This is a genomic window from Pedobacter sp. (assembly GCF_045627485.1).
Classification (GTDB): Bacteria; Bacteroidota; Bacteroidia; order Sphingobacteriales; family Sphingobacteriaceae; genus Pedobacter.
Map to the genome: position 1 here is coordinate 1 of NZ_JAZQNU010000113.1, position 21,195 is coordinate 21,195.

The 21,195-nt window shown below is 42.7% G+C and carries 14 protein-coding genes; 4 read left to right on the top strand and 10 right to left on the bottom strand.

Annotation, left to right across the window (positions count from 1 at the left end):
- Together ACR2F3_RS08760 and ACR2F3_RS08765 are read left to right on the top strand one after the other, a co-directional pair.
- A partial coding sequence (locus ACR2F3_RS08760; protein WP_432709601.1) for a lyase family protein occupies positions 1-557 on the top strand: 557 nt, incomplete at its 5' end.
- A 25-nt stretch (positions 558-582) separates the two neighbouring features.
- Positions 583-1,836 (top strand): pyridoxal phosphate-dependent aminotransferase, encoded by a 1,254-nt coding sequence (locus ACR2F3_RS08765; protein ID WP_432709602.1) that lies wholly within the window; start codon positions 583-585, stop codon positions 1,834-1,836.
- Between the two features lie 44 nt (positions 1,837-1,880).
- On the opposite strand, the gene bglX is transcribed toward ACR2F3_RS08765, so the two are convergent.
- The 9 genes from bglX to ACR2F3_RS08810 all read right to left on the bottom strand — a co-directional run bounded on the left by bglX (position 1,881) and on the right by ACR2F3_RS08810 (position 19,842).
- Positions 1,881-4,172 (bottom strand): beta-glucosidase BglX, encoded by a 2,292-nt coding sequence (gene bglX, locus ACR2F3_RS08770; protein ID WP_432709603.1) that lies wholly within the window; start codon positions 4,170-4,172, stop codon positions 1,881-1,883.
- A gap of 4 nt (positions 4,173-4,176) precedes the next feature.
- Positions 4,177-5,925 carry a discoidin domain-containing protein gene (locus ACR2F3_RS08775; RefSeq protein WP_432709604.1) on the bottom strand — a complete coding sequence of 583 codons (1,749 nt, stop codon included), beginning with the start codon at positions 5,923-5,925 and terminating at the stop codon, positions 4,177-4,179.
- Positions 5,925-7,283 (bottom strand): glucoamylase family protein, encoded by a 1,359-nt coding sequence (locus ACR2F3_RS08780; RefSeq protein ID WP_432709605.1) that lies wholly within the window; start codon positions 7,281-7,283, stop codon positions 5,925-5,927. The genes ACR2F3_RS08775 and ACR2F3_RS08780 overlap by 1 nt, the downstream gene beginning before the upstream one ends.
- Positions 7,284-7,353: 70 nt before the next feature.
- The gene (locus ACR2F3_RS08785; protein ID WP_432709606.1) at positions 7,354-8,841 is read right to left on the bottom strand and encodes a RagB/SusD family nutrient uptake outer membrane protein; all 1,488 of its coding nucleotides are present in this window, start codon (positions 8,839-8,841) and stop codon (positions 7,354-7,356) included.
- A gap of 11 nt (positions 8,842-8,852) precedes the next feature.
- Positions 8,853-11,870, bottom strand: coding sequence for a SusC/RagA family TonB-linked outer membrane protein (locus ACR2F3_RS08790; protein ID WP_432709607.1), 3,018 nt, complete (start codon positions 11,868-11,870; stop codon positions 8,853-8,855).
- A 243-nt stretch (positions 11,871-12,113) separates the two neighbouring features.
- Positions 12,114-15,017 carry a triple tyrosine motif-containing protein gene (locus ACR2F3_RS08795; protein WP_432709608.1) on the bottom strand — a complete coding sequence of 968 codons (2,904 nt, stop codon included), beginning with the start codon at positions 15,015-15,017 and terminating at the stop codon, positions 12,114-12,116.
- Positions 15,018-15,073: 56 nt separating this feature from the next.
- Positions 15,074-16,222: a PAS domain-containing protein gene (locus ACR2F3_RS08800; RefSeq protein ID WP_432709609.1), complete on the bottom strand. Its 1,149-nt coding sequence runs from the start codon at positions 16,220-16,222 to the stop codon at positions 15,074-15,076.
- Positions 16,223-16,489: 267 nt separating this feature from the next.
- Complete coding sequence (locus tag ACR2F3_RS08805; protein WP_432709610.1) at positions 16,490-17,917, bottom strand: arylsulfatase; 1,428 nt, start codon at positions 17,915-17,917, stop codon at positions 16,490-16,492.
- 35 nt (positions 17,918-17,952) lie between these two features.
- Complete coding sequence (locus ACR2F3_RS08810; protein WP_432709611.1) at positions 17,953-19,842, bottom strand: beta-N-acetylhexosaminidase; 1,890 nt, start codon at positions 19,840-19,842, stop codon at positions 17,953-17,955.
- 17 nt (positions 19,843-19,859) lie between these two features.
- Here ACR2F3_RS08810 and ACR2F3_RS08815 point away from each other — a divergent pair, with 17 nt between their 5' ends.
- Positions 19,860-20,054, top strand: a complete 195-nt coding sequence (locus ACR2F3_RS08815; protein ID WP_432709612.1) for a hypothetical protein — start codon at positions 19,860-19,862, stop codon at positions 20,052-20,054.
- Positions 20,051-20,887 (top strand): glycoside hydrolase family 16 protein, encoded by an 837-nt coding sequence (locus tag ACR2F3_RS08820; protein WP_432709613.1) that lies wholly within the window; start codon positions 20,051-20,053, stop codon positions 20,885-20,887. The genes ACR2F3_RS08815 and ACR2F3_RS08820 overlap by 4 nt, the downstream gene beginning before the upstream one ends.
- Positions 20,888-20,895: 8 nt before the next feature.
- On the opposite strand, the gene ACR2F3_RS08825 is transcribed toward ACR2F3_RS08820, so the two are convergent.
- Positions 20,896-21,195: helix-turn-helix domain-containing protein (locus ACR2F3_RS08825; protein WP_432709614.1), on the bottom strand; the 300-nt coding region annotated here is incomplete at its 5' end.

A 21,195-nucleotide genomic window follows, 5' to 3' on the forward strand; every position in this document is an offset into this window, starting at 1 on the left:
TTATCAACCAGAACTTTGCCTTTATTACCTTCCCTGATGAGCTGACCACCGGGTCGAGCATCATGCCGCATAAAAAGAACCCGGATGTATTTGAACTGATCCGTTCACGTTGCAATAAAATTCAGGCGCTGCCTAATGAAATTGCGATGATGACGACCAACCTGCCGTCCGGATATCACCGCGACCTGCAGTTATTAAAAGAAAACCTGTTCCCTGCCATCACTTCGTTAAACGAATGTTTATCTATTGCCACTTACATGTTGCAAAACATCACCGTGAAGGATAATATCTTAAGCGATAAAAAATATGCTTATTTGTTTAGCGTAGAAGTGGTAAACGACCTGGCCTTGAAAGGGGTTCCTTTCCGCGAGGCTTATAAAATTGTTGGCGAAACCATTGAAAATGGCTCTTTCGAGCCGCAGACACAGGTTAACCATACCCATGAAGGCAGCATCGGCAATTTATGTACAGCAGAAATTAAGGGCATGATGGACCATGTACTTGGCCAGTTTAAATTTGAACAGACTAAAGAAGCCATCCAAAAGTTGTTGGCGTAATTTTTTCACGATATAATATAAAAAGATGAATGTATCTGTATTAGCTAGCTCATTGATTGGCTCAGAAATTATTAAAATAGGGAATGAAGTTAACGACATGAAAAGTAAAGGCGCTGAAATCGCTAACCTTACTATTGGTGATTTTAATCCTGCCATTTACCCGATACCTGCCGAGTTAAAAGATGAGATTATAGAGGCTTACAACCTTCATCATACCAATTACCCGCCTGCAGATGGTATTTTACCTTTGCGTGAGGTGGTTAAGGATTTTTTGAAGGACAGGTTTAAACTTGACTATGAAGCCAATGAGGTGTTAATTTCTGCAGGTTCACGCCCTTTAATTTATTCTACCTACCTGGCTTTGGTTGATCCGGGCGATAAGGTGATTTTTCCTGCACCGTCATGGAACAATAACCATTATTGTCACCTTACTTCTGCTGAAGCGGTAGCGATCGACAGTCTGGAAGAAAATAACTTTATGCCGGTGGCTTCGCAATTAAAGCCACATTTAAAAGGCGCTACTTTGTTGGCTTTATGCTCACCGCTAAACCCAACGGGTACCATGTTTACGAAAGAGCAGCTTGCAGAAATCTGCGACCTGGTGATTGAGGAAAACAAGCGCAGGGCAGCAGGCGAAAAACCGTTGTACATCATGTACGACCAGATTTATTCGTTACTCACTTTTGGTAAGGAACATGTAGACCCAGTAAGCATCAGACCTGAATTAAGAGATTATACGATCTATATTGACGGAATCTCTAAATGCCTTGCGGCAACAGGTGTGCGTGTGGGTTGGGGTTTTGGTCCGGCAGCTATAGTGAGCAAAATGAAAGCTATTTTAGGTCACGTAGGTGCCTGGGCGCCTAAAGCAGAACAGGTAGCAGTAGCCAAATACTTTAAGAATCCAACACAAGTGGATACTTTTTTAGCAGCTTTTAAAGATCAGGTGCAATTGAGCCTGAATGAGATTTATAATGGTTTCCAGGAGTTAAAAAGTGAAGGTTTCGCCGTTGATGCCATTGAACCAATGGGTGCCATCTACCTGACCCTGAAAATTGACTACATCGGGAAAACAACTCCTGATGGTGATTTATTGAAAGACAGCGCAGCGATAAACTTCTACCTGATCAAAAATGCAGGAACCGCCTTGGTTCCATTCTCCGCTTTTGGTAACGACGAGAAGATGGCCTGGTTCAGGGCTTCTGTAGGCGGTTGTTCTTTAGCTGATATTAAAGCCATGATGCCAAGAATTAAAAAGGCATTAAGCGAATTGAAATAATATTAAAATAAGCGGTTGCACCAATGGCAACCGCTTATTTTGTTTTACAGCAGCTTAAATGCTGCCGATTTTACATCCCTTGAATTTGTACCGATAAACACCTGGAAATCTCCTGGCTCAGCTACAAACTGTAACTCCGCGTTATAAAATTTTAAGTCTTCCGTACTGATGGTAAAAGTCACTTCTTTACTTTCTCCGGGTTTAAGGCTTATCTTTTGAAAGTCTTTTAATTCTTTTACCGGTCGGGTAAGGCTGGCCACTAAGTCGCGGATATATAATTGTACCACTTCCTTACCTTCCATTTTACCCGTATTTGTTACCGTTACTTTAGCCGTAATGGAACCACCGGCTTTAAACGATGGCGCAGATAACTTGACATCACCATAGCTGAACGTGGTGTAGCTTAAACCATATCCAAAAGGGTATAGGGGGTCATTACTTACGTCGAGGTAGTTAGAACGGAATTTAGAAAACCATTTCCCCTCCTCCAGTGGCCTTCCGGTATTTTTGTGGCTATAATAAATAGGCACCTGACCCACGTTTTGTGGAAAGGTAGCTGTAATTTTTCCCGATGGGTTCACATCACCGAAAAGCACATCTGCAATAGCAGGCGCCGCCTGGGTGCCGCCAAACCAAACGTTTAAAATGGCCGGTACATTTTCATTTTCCCAGGTCAATACCAATGGTCGTCCCGTAAAAAGAACCAATACCACTGGTTTGCCGGTTTTAAGTAAAGCGGCAAGCAGGCGCTTTTGAACAGCAGGAATTTCCAGGTCTGTACGGCTCGATGCTTCACCGCTCATTTCAGAGCTTTCGCCCAATGCGGCCACAACCACATCTGCTTTCTTTGCGTTGTCTACTGCTTCCTGTATCATCACCTCTTCACTGCGGTTATCTCTGGGGATTTCACGGCCAAACATCGTTGCTCTTTCCTGGTACGATGCGTCAGCGATGAGGTTAGCACCAAGGCTATGCAGAATTTTCACCTGATTGCCAACTACTTCTGTTAAACCTTGCAGTAATGATGGTGTGTTGTTTAGTTCTGCATTTACACTCCAGGTTCCTGGCATATTACTTCCTGTATTTGCTAACGGGCCAACCAGGGCAATGGTGCCTGTTTTTTTAAGGGGTAACAAGTTGTGCTGGTTTTTTAGCAAGACAAAACTCTGGCCTGCTGCTTCACGGGCAGCTTGCAGGTTGGCAGGTGTTAGAATTTCAGTTTTAGCGCGTTCGTCATTGCAATAGCGGAAAGGGTCTTCAAACAGACCCAGCTTATATTTTGCTTCCAGCACTAGCCGGCAGGCATTATTGATCTGGGCTTCGGTTATTTTACCCTCTTTAAGTGATTTACCTAAAGTGTTTAAAAAACCCTCGCTCACCATGTCCATGTCAACACCAGCTTTTAAAGATAGTGCAGCTACGGTCTGTAAATCTCCAAGGCCGTGATCAATTAATTCTGAAACAGCGGTATAATCGGTCACTACAAAACCTTTAAAACCCCATTGCTTACGTAAAACATCTGTCATGAGCCATTTATTGGCTGTAGCCGGAACACCATTAATGTCGTTAAAGGAAGTCATTACACTTCCTACGCCGGCATCTATCGCTGCTTTGTAGGGTGGAAGGTATTCATTGTACATCCTGTGCAAGCTCATGTCTGTGGTGTTGTAATCCCTTCCAGACTCTGCAGCACCATATAAGGCAAAGTGTTTAACACAGGCCATTAAGGTATTGTATTTAGCAAGGTCATCGCCCTGATAACCCTTCACCATAACTTTGGCGATTTCGCTGCTCAGGTAGGTGTCTTCACCACTGCCTTCAGATATTCGGCCCCAGCGTGGATCTCTGGAAATGTCGACCATAGGTGAAAAGGTCCAGTTCAAGCCATCAGCACTTGCTTCGATTGCCGAAATTCTAGCTGTTTTTTCAATCAGTGGTAAATCCCAGGTGGCCGAAAGCGCTAATGGAATGGGGAACACGGTTTTGTAACCATGAATCACATCCTGACCAAAAATTAATGGAATCTTTAGCCTTGTTCTGTTGACAGCAATTTCCTGAGCTTTACGGATCCTCTGGGGTGTGGTCATACTGAAGATGCCGCCTACCTGACCCCGCTCGATTTTTCCTTCCACGTCTGCACTTACCGCAGATCCTGTAGTGGCTTCACCGCCCGTAACCAGGTTCAACTGTCCAAGTTTCTCTTCAATAGTCATTTTAGCCATTAACCGGCTAATGTAGGTGTCCATGGTTTTATTTGCAGGCGTTGCCTTTTTTTGTGCTAAAGTGCTGCCGCTAATCACTGCTGCGGCTATAATCAGGTAAATAGATTTTCTCATAAACTTATTCTGCTTTAATGATGTCAGATAACGTGGAATGCCCGTTTTCATTGAGCGCTTCAATTCTGAAATAATAGGGTTTTTCTTTATCCATGCCTTTGTACCAATATTCATTAGCACCATAAATCATGATGCTGTTATACAATTTATCGGGAGAGGTACCGATGTAAATATTATAGGCATAGGCGTCATTGTTTGTCCGCCACCTGAGCCAGGCACTGCGTTTATCACTTTCGGTTCTCAGGATAATGAAATCTTTTACTGCGGAAGGTTTTGGGATGCCGGCGTTGCCAAACACCCGCAAGCCGCTAATGGCAAATTTACCGGTTGGCATGTGCAGGTTGGTCAGTTTGATATAACGTGCTTTTACGGGCTTGTCAAATTCGATGTAGTCATGTGGCACATCGGTTTTATTTTTACTCTTGTCGGCAAGCATTTTCCAGCTTTTCCCATCAACACTATACATCAACTGGTATTGATGATATATACCCTGTTGTTTACCCAGGAATGCGGCGTCCTGATCTGCATAGTTAATCTGCACTGCATGTACCGTCGATGGCATGCCAAGATCGGTTTGTATCCACTCACCCGAATTGCCCGAAGCCGCACTCCAGTAGGTCCTGATATTTTCATCTACAGCGTGGTTTGCCGGGTAGCCACCCAGACTACTTGATACCTGCACTGGCTTATTATAATTCAATAACATCCAGCCCGTGAACCTGCTCTTCAGATGGTCGGTTTTTTCGGTAGGCAGGTAATGGGGGTAATCGCCGAAAGCGGTGTTGGTGTACATCACATCGTCCTTATCAAAACCCGTTGGCCACATGCCTATTCTACGCTCGAAGCTGTTTTTTACGGAAAGCGCAATAGTAGACACATGCCAGTAGTTTTTCCAGTGATCCTGGAAGGTGGCGCCGTGGCCCGCACCTCTTGCAAATCCGCCTGCTTTCCAGGATAGGGGCAGTGATTGATGCTCAAATGGCCCCAGCGGAGTTGTACCTATGGCCACACCATCGGCATAATTACTAAACTCGGTTGCAGGGGCACCATATTGCAGGTAATATTTTTTATTATGTTTGGTTACCCAGGCCCCTTCCATAAAGGGATCGAGAAAAGTGTTGTCCAGGTGTTCGCCAAATCGCTGCCATCCATAGCGTTCCGGTCTTAAAACCAAGAGTTCTTTCCGCGTACCTATGGGGTCGAAAGTCTTCGCATTCAATTCTACCCCATATAAGGGATAAACATTACTGCTGCCATTGTACATATAAAGGCGGCCATCGTCGTCAACAAAGTGGGCAGGATCCCATCCACCAATATCGAAATTAGCGACCACCTCTTTCCAATCATTACCTTTTGGGTTAGTGCTCATCCAGATCGGAAAGTTTCTGGAATAGGTAGAGCCAAATACAAGCATGGTATCGCCCTGAATCCAGACAGAGGGTGCACACAGGTCATCATATACCTTATGCTCATGCCTCAGAAACGATTTTGATACAAACTTCCAGTCGGTAAGGTCATTGCTCCACCAGTAACCCCATTGGTTGGTAGAAAACAAATAATAGTCGCCTTTATAATTAACAATAACTGGGTCGGCGGTTGCCCTGTGCCGGCCCTGTTCCGAAAAATTAGGAATAGGGGTATACCCATAATCCAGGTTGATGGGATTGCAGTAGGTGAGTTGCTTTTTCTGGCTAAACACCTGGAAAGAAAGTAGCATTAATAACAGCGAAAACGACACTTTTCTAATCATCATTATTTACTTATTGCCGGACTTGTAAAGCCCAGCTTCGTTAAACCAGCTTGTACTTCAGGATTGCTCATAAATAATTTCCAGATCAGTCCGCTGCGGTAATTTTCTATCATTACAATTATTGGCCCCTGATCAATGGCCAGGTTCGACTTAGCCACCCAGTTATGTTGGTCGCTAAAAGCATCTACAAAACCATATTCCTTCCAAAGCTCTTCGCCCCTGTCTTCATAAAAATGCCTCAAAACCTGCATTGAATATTCGGGAGTATAAGGAAATGAAGATAATGCAGCCGTAGGTGCAATTACACCCAGGTCTTCGGTAGGCGAGTGCGCCGCATAGCCCTGCCAGCTGTCACTTGCTGTGAGGCCCCAGCTTTTCTCATTATAACCTTTATAGTGTTTAGGATTAGCGATCACGTAAGCCCGGTTAATCAGGGTTTGTGCTTTATTTTGTTCAAAATATTCTGCCCTTCCATCGGTTAATCCTCTTGGATCAAGTCCGGTAAAGGAATATTGCGCAAAGAATAACGGACCTCCATAATCGATGCCAAGGGGAAGGGTAATGCCGTAAAACTTCTTACCATTGAAAAAGGTATTAGAGTTTGCCCAGCCATTATCATACACGCTTTTGTTGATGGAATAGCGTGGTGACGAAGCAGCCAGTACATAGGTAATTAAACATTCGTTCCAGCCTTTAATGGGATGGTTCTGTGCCCAGCCATTGTTAGGGCTCCAGTGCCAGTACAATACATCCTGGTTCTGGGTAAACCAGTTCCATTCAATGTTCTCCCACATCCAGGTGATTTTATTCCTAATATCCTGTTCGGTGGGGTTATCAGCATTATAATATTGTTTTGCCGCTAACAATCCCTGAAACAGAAGAGACGTTTCTACAATGTCAGCACCATCGTCTTTCAGGCTAAAGCGAATTACTTTTCCTGTTTCGCCATTTAACCAGTGAGGAAAAGCGCCATGGAACATATCTGCTTTCCATAAAAAGTCTACAATTTTCTTGGTCTGTGCTGCAGCTTGTTCACGGGTAATGAACTTCCGTTCTGAAGCCACAATGATGGCCATTACCCCGAAACCGGTGCCTCCGGTGGTCACCACTTCATCGCCATAATCGAAAGACTTATTACTGCGTTCTCTGGCCATGCCGCTAACCGGATGGGCGAAATCCCAGAAGTAACGGAAAGTTTGCTTTTGCACAAGATCCAGAAGCTGGTCGTCGGTCAGGTTCTTTCTGATTTTAAGGTCAGGTTTAATGTAGTTGACGTTCTTTTTCTGTGCGCTTAGTTGCTGCAGGCTTCCAGTTAAAAATAATAATACAAGGCTTAATAACGATAAGTTAAATTTCACCATAGGGTCCGTTTTTTATAAGAGGTTGCCAGGTAACCGGCAACCTCTTAATTTATTGATTATAATTAATTATTTAGTATCCAGGATTTTGTGTGAGCAGGCCTCCGCTAAGTTCAATTTCCGTCTGTGGAACTGGCCATACCTCATTTTTGTTAGGCTTCCAGCCTTTAGGACCAAAAACTTCGGCCCCTCTTCCCTGGCGGATTACATCGAAATAACGGTCGCTTTCCATGGCCAACTCCAATTGTCTTTCTTTGTAAATCGCAGCCCTTAGTGCTGCCTGTTCGGTAGTGGTAACCGGTGGCAATACCGTTAATGGATTCGATCCACGTGCCCTGTCTCTTACCCTGTTTAAAGAACTTAAAGCCTGAGTGGCATCGCCCAGCTCGTTAGATGCTTCGGCGTTCATTAACAAGATATCGGCAAAGCGTAAAACACGGATGTTTTGTTGCGCTCCTTCATTAAAGCCGGAAACATATTGGCTAAACGGTACGTACGACTTTTGGTTATACATAGGGTTAGGAACCCTGCTTGGGATAACATCGCCTTCTGGCGTAGTTTCTCCCCTGTAAATGATGGTGCCGTCTCTTCTGGTGTCATTTGGCTCAAAAGCAGCATTCAGTTCAGCGGAAGGCACATTAAAGCCCCATCCCCCGCCAGTTAGGCCCGCAACGCCTTGCACCTGGCTATATTGAGAATTGGAGGCATCGGGATTACCCTGAAGAAGCTCTGCCTGGATTTCAAAAACAGATTCTATACTGTTTTCATTGTTTGTCCGGAACAGTTTTTCGAAATCAGGAAATAAATTGTAGCCTAAGCCCATCACCTGATTGGTGAGTGTTACTACATCTGACCATTTTTTCTGGTACAAGGCAACTTTGGCGTGCATACCCAATGCTGCGCCTTTAGTGGCACGGCCAAGGTCAGTTGCCGCATAGTTAGCTGGTAATACCGCCGCCGCATCAGTTAAATCCTGTTCAATTTGTGCGTAAACCTGTTCCCTTGGTGTACGGGGAATGTTATATTCCGTAGCATTCTTTGGTACACTCAGTCTTAAAGGCACATCGCCATAAGCCCTCACTAACCTGAAGTAAGAATAGGCGCGCACAAATTTAGCTTCAGCAATGTACCTCGCTTTCAGGGTTTCGTCCATGGTAATGGCCGGAATATTATCCAAAACCTGGTTGCACAGGTTAATGTTCTGGTACTGACCCGTCCAGAAAGACTGCAAAGAGCCTTCTGTGGAAGTTACAGTATAAGTATCATACAATAGCCAGAAGGTAGCATCGGTAGGCGTACTTCCTTTGTCGGCTTCATCTGAACCAACACTTTCTATAACCAATGCAGGAAAGGCTACATTTTCCCAGCTGCGTAAGTTTGCATAGATGGCATTAACAGCCTTAGTTGCATCTTCCTGATTTTGCCAGAATTGCTGCGCTGGTTGTTGTCCTTGTGGATCAACATCAAGGAAGCTTTTTTTACAGGAAGAAACCAGCAGTACCGTAGATAGCAAGGCTACGCCAAGGCTTTTTATATATAATTTATGATATGGGGTTTTCATAGTTGAATCAATTAAAAAGTAACATTTAAACCAAGGTTGTACGTCGCATAAAGCGGGTATACGTTCGCATCAATACCTGCGTTTGTTGGTGTACCACCAACTTCCGGACTGAAGCCACGGTAGCTAAAAATGTTTATAGCGTTTTGGGCGTTAATGAAAACCCTGAGTTTCCTCATTTTCCATTTGCTTATGATTTCGGTTGGTAAAGAATATCCAAATTGAAAATTTCTTAACCTCACATAAGCGCCGTTTTCTACATAAAATGAATTTGGCAGGTAGTTAGTTGCCCCGCCTATTTTTGCAGAAGGGTAGGTATTTGTTGATCCCGGGCCGGTCCAACGGTTATCAAAAAATTCCTTGGTGAAGTTCTCGTTCCCAAAGCGGTAGCCCAGGTTCGCATTGTAGACATCTACTCCGGCAACACCTTGGATATCGACGGTTAAATCGAAGTTTTTATAGGTAAAATTACTGTTCAAACCAAAGTTGTATTTGGGGTTTGGATTACCAAGTATAATACGGTCTTTTCCATCAATCACCCCATCACCATTCTGGTCAACATATTTGAAATCTCCTGCTGTGGTGCCGGCTTGTGGAGAGGCTGCAGCTTCTTCATTGGTTTGAAAAATACCAGCAACTTGATAGCCGAAAAATTCACCAATTGGACTTCCGGCTGCGGTTCTTGTCGCTAAAGCGCCACTCACCAGGCCGTTTCCACCTGCATAAATTGGGTTATCTCCTGAGGTTACATCTAAAACTTTATTATTGTTGATGCCAAGGTTTCCTGAAATGCTATACGTTAAACCATCTTCAGTTTGGTCAGTCCAGGTGGCGGAAAATTCAAATCCACGGTTACGAAAATCGGCCTGGTTACCGATCAGCCTGCTGTTAGAAGTTCCCAGCGATCCTAAAATCGGAATATCAAAAATGGCCTGCTCTGTTTTTCTGCTATAGTAATCTAACTCTACATTCAGGCGGTTTTCCAGAAAAGCCATATCCAAACCAATGTCCGTTCCCGCACTTCGTTCCCAGAATAACCTTGGTGGAACGATGGTTCGGATGCTTGCACCTGTATTCGCAATACCATTGTAGAACGCAATAAGTTGCGGTACCTGAGATACCGTTAAAGTAGTTGGGTTGATAGGTACGCCGGCATTACCTACTTTACCCCAGCTGGCACGTAGTTTCAAATTATTAAAGATGGTTTGATCTTTCATGAAATCTTCTTGCGTAAGAACCCAGCCTGCACCTATTGAAGGGAAATAACCCCATAGGTCGTCACCTCCATAAAATTGCGATGCACCATCGGCCCTAAAGGATACATTTAACAAGTATTTGTTCTGGTACGCATAGTTAGCACGTGCAAAATACGAGGCTGCTGTTGTTAAAGCTCCTGAGTCGTTGATTACCCTGCCATCTGCGTTTCCTAAGCTCAGGTATAAATCGCCTTCGCTATTATAAGGAACATTCTGTGCCGAGGCATTTAGATTATAGGTTTTATAACGTTGTGCATTTTGTCCTAACAAAACGGTAAGGTTATGGTCCTCAAATTTCTTCTCGTAGGTAAGGGTATTCTCAATGATCCAGTTTCTGGTTTCCACGCGATTAACACCTAACACACTGATATTGGCATTTTGTGAGGTGGTTGCAAAATATTTTGGCGTATACGACCGGATTTCGTCTTCTCCGAAATCACCACCAAAACTTGTTCTAAAGGTGAAATCTTTGGCAAACTTCAATTCCGCGAAAATATTACCCGTCATACGGTAGGTTTTCGTCCTGTTGTTAAAGAAGTCTATTGTAGCCTGAGGGTTAACGTTACTTCCGTTCCCTAAGTTAAAATCATTCGGATCGCCATATGAACCATCGGGTTTAAAGACGGGCACTACCGGCGAGGCTGCAAATAATCCATGAAATATTGATGATGGCGCATTATCCGATACACTTGCCGCTCCAGTAACGTTATAGCCGATTTTTAACGGTTCAAGGATTTGGAAGTCGCTTGATAAACGTGCATTGTATCTTTTGTAGTTGTTCTTCTTTACAATACCGTCCTGATCCAATACGCCTAAACTCAGGTTATAGGTAGACTTGTCAGAACCACCATTAACAGACAACTGATGATTGGTTACGAAAGCATCTCTAAGAATAACATCATACCAATCAGTGCCTTTGCCCAGGTTGGTGTTTGCAAATAAAGGCTCAGAACCAATGAGGTTGTAAATCTCATTTACTGCGGTTGCATATTCTGTAGCATCGGCCATTTTTACCTTGTTGGTTACTTTTTGCACACCAACGTAGCCGTTGTAAGAGATCGTAGCGTCGCCTTTTTTACCACGAAGGGTGGTTACCAATACCACACCGTTTGCGGCACGGATACCGTAGATCGACTGGCTGGATGCATCTTTCAGGATACTGATGTTTGCAATGTCTGCCGGGTTTAAAAAGCTGATGTCATCATACCAAACACCATCTACAACATATAATACTCCCGTATTACCGTAAATGGTACCGGTTCCACGAATAGTAATCTGTGGCGAAGCACCAGGTGTACCAACATTTGTAATGTTCACACCCGCAACTTTTCCCTGTAATGCACTTACGGGGTTTACAGAAGCTTGTTTGGAAATTTCCTCCCCTTTAATGGTACTTACTGCACCTGTAACATCGATCTTTCGCTGTGTACCATAACCTACTACAACTACCTGGTCAAGGGTCTGTGTAGCGCTTTCTAAAGCAACGTTAATGGTTGTGCGGTTGTTAACCGCAATCTCCATGTTTGTATAGCCTATATAGGCAAAAATTAAAGTGCTGTTGGCTGGTGCATTTATGGAATACCTTCCATTTGCGTCTGTCTGGGTTCCTGTTGTTGTTCCTTTTACCAATACGCTAACGGAGGGAATTGTGGTTTGATCTCCAGCGTCTGTGACGGTACCTGTGATCGTTATATTCTGCCCATAAGCATTGCTGATAAAAAGTAAACCAAGAAATACCAGAACAGAAATTCTTGTAAACATTCTTTTCATACTCATTGTAATTGAAATTTTTAATTCAATAAATCTCAGGTTCAAAAATGCGGATCACAAAAAATTCACCTATACTTCAATACATCATTCCCTGAGTGTGTAGATAGTACAATAGCATCTGTAGCGATCAACTGGTCGCAAATATTCAGTAATAGAGGTGATTACGCTTGGTCAAGCTGTTTGGATGACAACAATGATTTTCGACTTTTGTGTATGTAAATCCTTCGGATGTGTAGTAATGATGTAGTGCTATAGGTTCAATAAGAACTCTGTGAGGTTCATGTCATGAGGAATATTCAGCTTTTTGCGAAGTCTGTAACGTCTGATTTCAACCCCTCTTAAGGAAATGTTGAGTAGCGAGGCCATTTCTTTGCTGCTCATATTCATGTGCAGAAAAGCACAAAGTTTTAAATCGTTTGGTACCAGGTCGGGGTGTTTTGCCTTAAGTTTTTTAAAGAAACTTTCATGCGCATCATTAAAGCTGTTCTCAAATAATACCCAATCCCGCTCATCGTTCATGCCTTCTGTAATGATATGCTGTATTTTGTGTTGCTGTTCCTCTGATATCAATTTACCATCCCCATCTTTGAGCTTGGCAATCTCCTGACTTAATTTTTGCAACAACTCATTCTTGTACACCAAACTCATTGCCGAATTTGCGAGTTCACGGTTTTTGCCCGCCAATTCGGCCTGTAGTTTTTCGCGCTCCAGTTTGGCAATTTGTTTTTCATTATGCGCTGCCTCCTTTTTTAGACTCTCTTCTTTTTCAAGCTGGAGTTTTTCGGTAATTCGAAGTTTGTCTTTCATTAGCTTTCGCTCGTAAAGTTTTTTAAACACAAACAGTAGCCCGATTAGGAGCAATGCATAAAGTACAAAAGCAAGCTTGGTTGCGTAAAAGGGGGGAAGTACCTCAAATTCAAAAGCCGTGATGTCGTTTTGTATTTGCCCGCTGCTACTTGCTTTAATAAGGAAGCGGTATTTACCCCAACCTAAATTGGTGAAATCCTTTTGAGAGGCACTGCTCCAATCTGACCAGTGCTTTGAATAACCTTCTAATTTAAACTGGTATTTCACATCTGCCTGTCTGTAATACGGTAAAGCATAAGTGATACGTAAATTGTTCCGATGGTATGGAATGGTAATGGCTTCGTCAGCATTTCCATGTTCACTTATGATCTTGTCAGTATCTGTTAAATCGTAAACCATTCTTACCAATACGGGTGGAATAGCACGCGCCACATGAGATGACTTATCCGGACTGTCATTGTAAACTACAAAACCATCGTCTACACTGATCAGGTAAATGGAATCGCTAATTTTACTAATGTTTTCATAGTATTGAACCATTCGCCCGTTTATAATGCTAAATTGGTTGGTTTCAATAGCTGCATTACCTGGAACACTAAAGTCGGCCAGCCCTGTTTTACCCCGATTAATGAACCAGTACTTATGGCGCCCGGCAGGAATAATCCTGTTGGAATTGGCAAAAGAACCTAATTTAGCATTCAAAGCCTCGTATTTGTTGAACCGGTTACTTACTTCATCATAAAGATAAAAGCCAATATCTGAGGAATAGACCAGCTTATTTTCAAAAGGAAACACATGGATATTGTAGGCGCTCGGTAAGCCGTCTTGCTCATCGTAATATTGTTTAGCGCGTACTTTCTTTAAATCAGGACTAAGTGTTAAACGATACAGGCCTTTATACGCATGGCTCACCCAGATGTCGCCCTTTCCGTCCTGTTCTACATAACGGGAGGGTTCGCCAAAATTGTCAATTTTATAATGGTATTTCCATGCCCCATTATTGTCTTTTTTGAAAAGAACCAATCCGTTGTAAGTGCCCTGTATTAAGTATTCAGGGTTGCTTTTCAACTTTTTCAATGTCCAGCCACCGGCGGCGTCAGATACCTTTAGCATTTTACCATCCAGTATACGGAAGGTGCCTTCGTTATGGCCACAAAACAGTTGCCCATCAATTTCCTTGAGCTCCCAAACCTGGCCCTGCGACTCTGGAATCAACTCGAAATTAAACGGAGTATCTGCCCCTGGTGCCCATTTGCTATAAAACAGGCCCTGGTTGGTTCCTAAATAGATATTTCCATTTGAAATTAAGCTGGAATAGACCGTGCCGAAACGCCCTGCTTTATCAAAATAGAAGTATAAGGGGGAGTTTAACTCAATTCGGTCAATGCCATTATCGAGCCCGGCCCATAAATTCATTTCCTGGTCTATATGTAAACTTAAAATGGTGTTGTTCTGAAGTCCGCTCGACTTATTAATCTGCTGAACGATGTTTCCGTTTTCATCTATGATCACAATACCATTAAGGATGGTGCCGTACGCAAAGTATTTGTCTAAAATTCTTGCGCCGTTATTAAGCTGGTAAGTTTTTAGAAATGCACTGGCCTGGGTGTTAAATGGCGTATAGGTTTTACCATTATAGAGATACAATGCGTTTTTCCTGGTTCCGATCAGCAATTCACCAGACTTATAGGGTAATATAGACAACACATCGGTGGGCAGAAGCTTGCCCTCATTATTCAATGGACTTAACTGGTTGCCTTTTAACTCATATAATCCTTTGCCCAGAACTTCAACGATAAATTTATCATTGACCTGGTGAAGAAATAAATAGGATCCGGGGGCGCTTACAACAGTAATTTTATGGTCTTTGTAAATGTAAATTGCAGAGAAGCTCTGAAATAATACGCGGTCTCCATCCGCATAAATTTTCCAAATTTCACTGTTAAGGGAATTCTTACCAGGGACAAGGCTTTTTAGTGACGTATAGGATTGCCGGTTATTCTTGATGCTCCAGTACCCGAATTCGCCATAACTGCCCGTGTAAATTTTGCCCGAATCATCTGTAGCCACCGCACGTACTATTTGACGATTGGGCATCTCGTATTGTCTCCAGTATTTACCATCGAAATTGAGCAGCCCCTGCGCATTGCCAAAATACATGATACCGTTTTGGCTTTTGGCGATTGACCAGTTCTGGTTTCCAGATAAATAAGCTCCCTTGGTATAGTTTTGAATATACGGTACACCTATACTTTTAATATCGATTCCAGATGCAATATTAGAAGTAATCAAGAAACATAAAAAGAGCAGAATAGAACGCGTAGCGCCGCTTTTTAGAAATGGCATGAATTGCTTTTACAAGTTAAAGGCTATCTTAAATAACGGTTGTTACCATGGCTAAGTTAGTGATTTTCATAAAAAGATCCAGGTTCTGATACCTTATTCAAGTCCGATATCAGACTGATAACGGTGTGTGTTTTCTCGTCAAGTTTCTTTACCGCTTTTTGAAGCATCAATAAATACTCTTTAGAGGTGACGTATTGATCACTTTCAATTAAATCCATAATTCCCAGGATAGAACATACCGGACCGCGGTATTCATGTGCATGAATGTGAGCAATCTTTTTCAGGATTTTATTTTGCTTTAAAATCCTTTCAGAGTCCATCTTTCTTTTATTAATGTTCCTGGCGATATAGGAAACGCCCATTAATTCGCCATTTTTGTTCCGCACGGGTTCAAAGATACTGTCCCACCAAACACGTTCGGCCACTTCCGGAAAACTTAACATCTCCTGGCTTATGCGTTCGCCTTTCAAGGCTGATCTAAAATTGGCCATAAAAGCATCATTGTCAATTTCATTGAGATAGTGGGCGGTATAACTACCCCTTTTCATTTTTTTACCTCTGAATTTCAGGATGTAGTCATAAGCGGCCTGATTAAAGTCCAGAATTTCGCCACCCATACTTAAAAAAACATACACATCGGTAAGACTTTCGAAAAGTGCCCGCAATTTAATTTCATTACTGATCGCTGTTTCTCTGGCTCTTTCCAGCTCGAGAATGCTTTGGTCAAGTTTGCGGAGGTTCAACTTTGCTTCCATAATATTCACCACATGTTTAGCGAGTATAGTAAAGCTTAGTTCATCCTGCTGGCATTTACGATGGGGAACGTAATCCATAACACATAAGCTCCCGATAAATAATCCCTCTTTGGTAATCAATGGCGCAACGGCTAAAAAGCGAACAGGAGTTTCGTTTTCTAGATGCCCCAAGGGCGAAAAAAGGTCGCTGTTTAGGGTGTCTTCGATAATAGAGATATCTTTTTGTGGTCTTGCATATTTGCAGAGAGAAATAACTCCCGGAAAGCTTTTGCTCGTAACACCAACACTTAACTCCACGCTAAGCTCATCTTTATTGCAGAGGCAAAGCGAAGCAATAGGGGTGTCAAAAATTTTAGTGGCCAGAAGCACAGCTTCATGTAACTCCTCATCTTCTCCTAACCTTAGTTGGCAGAATTCTTTAACAATTGCAGTCTCCAATGCTTTGCTCATAGGTCAGTTCGTATTAACGAGTGTTACAAAAATTGAGCCGACAGAGACGACCGGATTTCTCTATTTGTAATTTGTAAAAAACTGAGTACTATGGCTTTAAACGCCTTCTTCTAATGCCACATGTTTTATGTTCTTTCTATCGTTTTTTCCATGCTGTTTGTGCATTACCCATGTTTACGGATAGTCCAGCAAAAAAGAAAAGAAGTGTCGATTTAAATCTAAACATATGGCAAAATGTCTCATAGCAAGATAGTAAAATCATGGAATTTATTCAATCTTCCAGTATGGACTAGGGGTTCTGGCAGCGTTAAACATCGACAAAAACTTAGCTACCAAGGTTGGGTGTGCCGCAGCAACGTTTCGCTGTTCTGCTTTATCGGCTTCCAGGTCATAGATCTCCATCTCTTTTAAAGCACCATAACGCACCGCTTTCCATTTACCAAATCTAATGGCCTGGGCAGGTTGATTTCCTTCATGGAACTCCCAGTACAGGTATTTATGGTCGTTTTGATTTTTATCCATGCCTGAAAGAACTGGAAGCAGAGAAATTCCGTCTGTTTTAATCCCATTTTTCTGTAAATTGACACCTGCATATGCTGCAAGCGTTGGCAGGATGTCTGGAAATCCAGAGATGTGGTCGGAAATTACGCCGCTTTTAATCCCTGTGCCTGAAACAATAAACGGCACCCGGATACCGCCTTCGTAAAGGTCACGCTTGGCGCCCCGGAGGCTACCGGAACTATTCAGCACTTCAGGATTAAAACCTCCTTCTTTATGCGATCCATTATCACTGGAAAACATGATGATGGTGTTTTTATCCAGCCCTTTTTGTTGAAGCATTTTAATAATTCTGGCAACATCCCGGTCCAGTCGTACAACCATGGTTGCATAAGTGGCAACCGGATGTGCCGAGTGCCCATAACCTCCCAATGTTTTTTCTGCGGAATAATCCTTTCCCGGATATGGCTGTTCATTGAATTTTCCTTTGAAGGATTGAAAAAGCGCATCATCTGGAACGATCATCTCGGCATGGGGTGTTGTGTAAGCCAGATACAGAAAGAAAGGTTTATTTTCTGCTTGTCTGTCTAGAAATTCCAAAGCTTCAGTCGTAAACAAATCACTGGAGAATTTCTTCAGGTTCCTGTCCGCATTTTCCGGTATGGCGATCTTGCGGTCATTACGGTAAAGGTAATCAGGATAATGATTATGTGCATGTGCCTGATTCAGGTAGCCATAGAAATAATCGAAACCTTTTTTATTGGGGTGTCCGGTAGTTCCATCCATCCCCAATCCCCATTTGCCGATGAGTGCTGTATGGTAAGCTGCCTTTTTAAGTACTTCCGCAAGGGTAATATCCTCAAGCCTGAGCGGGAGTCCCGCACCCAGTCCCAACGGGCCTGTTTCATAATTACCACGTACCCACCCATGGCCTATATCCCGGCCAGTCATTAGTGCTGCACGTGATGGTGCACAAACCGGCGCGCCGGCGTAGTGCTGTGTAAATTTAACACCATGTGCAGCTAGGCTGTCCAGTGTGGGGGTTTTAAAATTTATTTGCCCGTAGCTGCTTAAGTCACCATAACCCAGGTCATCTGCGAGGATGTAGATGATGTTAGGCTTCGTTGATGGATTATTCTGAGCCATGCTTTGAAAAGCACCCAGGATACAAAGAGCTAGGGCTAATAAATTTTTCAATTGAAATGGTTTTAAACTATTTACGGATCCTCTATTTACATGTTAGCCTCATTGCTCAAAGTGGTCTCGGTAATAACACTCCTTTTCCCACTTGGCATGATTACTATCGTTTTTAATACACGTTTTTGTCCTTTTGGAACACTTATCTTGATAGGTTCACGGTAAAGGTGCGAATTTTCTGAAGGACGGTAAGTATCAAGTGTATAGTAAATTTTGGCACCCTGAGCTGGTGCTTTTAATTCGATATTAAACTTCTCTCCATTCATCACTTTTTCGTCCAGTCCGATTGGCGTTGGTACCCAGTAATTTGTCCCCGTTTTGTCTAATCGGTTTAAATGGGCAGGTACCCGTTCTTCGTAGAAGTTCTTTAAATCTTTACGCTCTTTAGGACTCCAGGCCACCTCTGCCAATGCGTACAGCCTTGGGATAAGCGTATATTCTACTTTTTCAGGCGTTTTAATATATTCTGTCCATACGTTGGCCTGCACACCGATAATATGCTTTTGTTGTTCTGGTGTTAAAGATGCAGGAACGGGATCATAAGCATAAATTTTTGTTAATGGAGAAAATCCGCCCATGGTCAAGGGCTCATCAGGTGAAGTTGATTGCTGGTAATCTAAATATAAACCTGCACTGTTTGGTGTCATGATCACATCGTGACGCTGTTGGGCTGCAGCAATACCGCCTTTTTCTCCTCTCCATGACATTACGGTAGCATTAGGTGCTAAACCGCCTTCCAAAATCTCATCCCAGCCAATAATAGCGCGTCCTTTGCTGTTCAGGTATTTTTCCATGCGCTGGATGAAATAACTTTGCAAGCCATGTTCATCTTTCAAGTTATTCTCTTTTATAAAATTCTGGCAGTAGGCTGATTCTTTCCAGTAGTCTTTTGGGCTCTCATCCCCGCCAATATGGATATATTTCGATGGGAATAGCGCTAACACTTCATCTAATACGTTCTCCAGAAAGGTAAACGTATAGGCTGTTGGGGCAAATACATCCTGGAACACACCGAAGGTTTGTTGCACCTGCTTTCCTTTTCTTGATCCGCTCCATGGGGTTTTATCATCAATAAAGGTATCCCGTTCAGGAAATGTACTTAACTCAGGATAAGCCGCAATAGCCGCTGATGCATGGCCGGGCATTTCAATTTCAGGAACCACATTAATGTATTTTGATGTGGCATAAGCAACCACCTCTTTTACTTCATCTTGCGTATAGAAACCTTTGTACACTTCATTGTCGGTGCCCAAACCCGGTAAACGGCCAATGATGGTTCCGTTACGGGAAGCTCCTACACTCGTTAGCCTTGGGTATTTCTTGATTTCAATTCTCCAGCCTTGATCTTCCGTTAAATGCCAGTGAAAATTATTCAGCTTATAAGCTGCCATCATATCTATGTACTTCTTAAGAAAGGAAACTGGAAAATAATGACGTCCTACATCGAGGTGCAGGCCTCGGTACCTGAATCGTGGATAGTCGGTAATCTCAGCTGTTGAAATGGCAATTTTTTCAGCAGCCTTTTCCGGCATTAATTGCATCAGCGACTGGACTGCATAAAACAATCCGGCATCCTTTCCAATCAATGTAATTCTGTTTTTAGTGATGGATATTTTATAACCTTCCGCAGGAAGTTGATCTGCTCCTTCTGAACTGAGAATAATTGCTTGTTGTTTGCGCTCGGCTTTTTTCACTTCGCGAAGTGAAAAACCACCTTTAGTTGTAATAAAGGCATTTAACAAGTCGGCGTGTTTTTGATATTTAGTATTTTCAGCAACAAGCACAACCGTTTTATCGAGTACAAATGTTCCATTTGATTTTTGTACAGATACTGGTACTGGAATGATACCCATGTTAATATCATGCTGCGCAAATGCTGGTACTGCGATTAAGGCAAATAAAATACAGGATAAAAAGTTTTTCATATTTATTCTAGATTGAAATGAATGTCCAATATAGATTAGAAAATGGGGCTTGTGTGCTGCTGACCATGCTGTTGGACGATTTTGGAATGAAAACAGATGGATTTGAACATAAATCAGACGTCATTGAAAACAAAAAGATAGCGGGAGGACTAACTTTGAGTATTACTTTAACAACCTTATCCAAAACCTATACTTACCACAACAAGACATGAGAGAAGCGAATCTACTGCTCGGTTGCTTATTATTACTATTGACGTGTTCTATCCCGGTTGCCCATGCACAGCAATTATTAAACGATCAACCTAATCCTAAGCCGGCTAGTGCAGACATGGCCAAATGGAAATTGATTTTTTCAGATGAGTTTAATTCAAAAGGAAGTTTCGATGCCAGCAAATGGACATACAGTCCCCGGCAGGGATCAGCCTGGAACAAATACCTCACCTCTTCATCAAATTACGTTTATCAGGATGGAAAAAACCTGGTGCTTAAGATGGATAAAGCAGTTATACCTGGTGATACAGCGATTTACCATTCGGGCGGAATTCAAAGTTCTTCAAAATTTAGTTTTCTGTATGGTAAGGTCGAAGTCAGGGCAAAGTTTAAGATTGGACAAGGCTCCTGGCCTGCAATCTGGATGATGCCAGAACGTCCGGCAGCTTATGGGGGTTGGCCAAACAGTGGGGAGATTGATATTATGGAGCATGTAAATAAGGAGGAGTTTATTCATAACACCATCCACAATGGAGCGGTAACAAATGCTTCCGGGGGCAGTACGGCTACCCATAGGGCAACTTACCATGCTGATGATTATAATTTATATGGTATCATCTGGAGTCCTTCATCCATTGAGTTTTATGTTAACAATGTACACCAATATACCTACTTCAAAGAAGCAGGCGCCTCCTCTGCCCAATGGCCATTTGACAAACCTTTCTACCTGATCTTGAATCAATCGGGCGGTGCAGGCTGGCCAGGGCCAATTACAGACGAAGACCTTCCTTTTCATATGCAGGTAGACTGGGTAAGGGTGTACAAGCAGGAATAACTTCACAGTTAAACAATATCTTTAACCTGATGCTTTGAATTTCGGTAAGCCGTTGGCGTGGTTTGGTAGAACTGTTTAAATACTGTGCTGAAATACCGCTGATTGTTAAATCCCAGGCTATCGGCAATTTCCATAATACTTTTATCGGTATGGGTGAGCAAATAGGCTGCTCTTTCCAGGCGTAATTTATTGATGTAATCATTTACACCAATGTCAGCTATTTGCTTGAGTTTATTATACAGCGTTGCCCGGCTCATCGCCATTTTATCGGTAAGAAAATTAACATGGAGGTCTTTGCTTTCAATGTT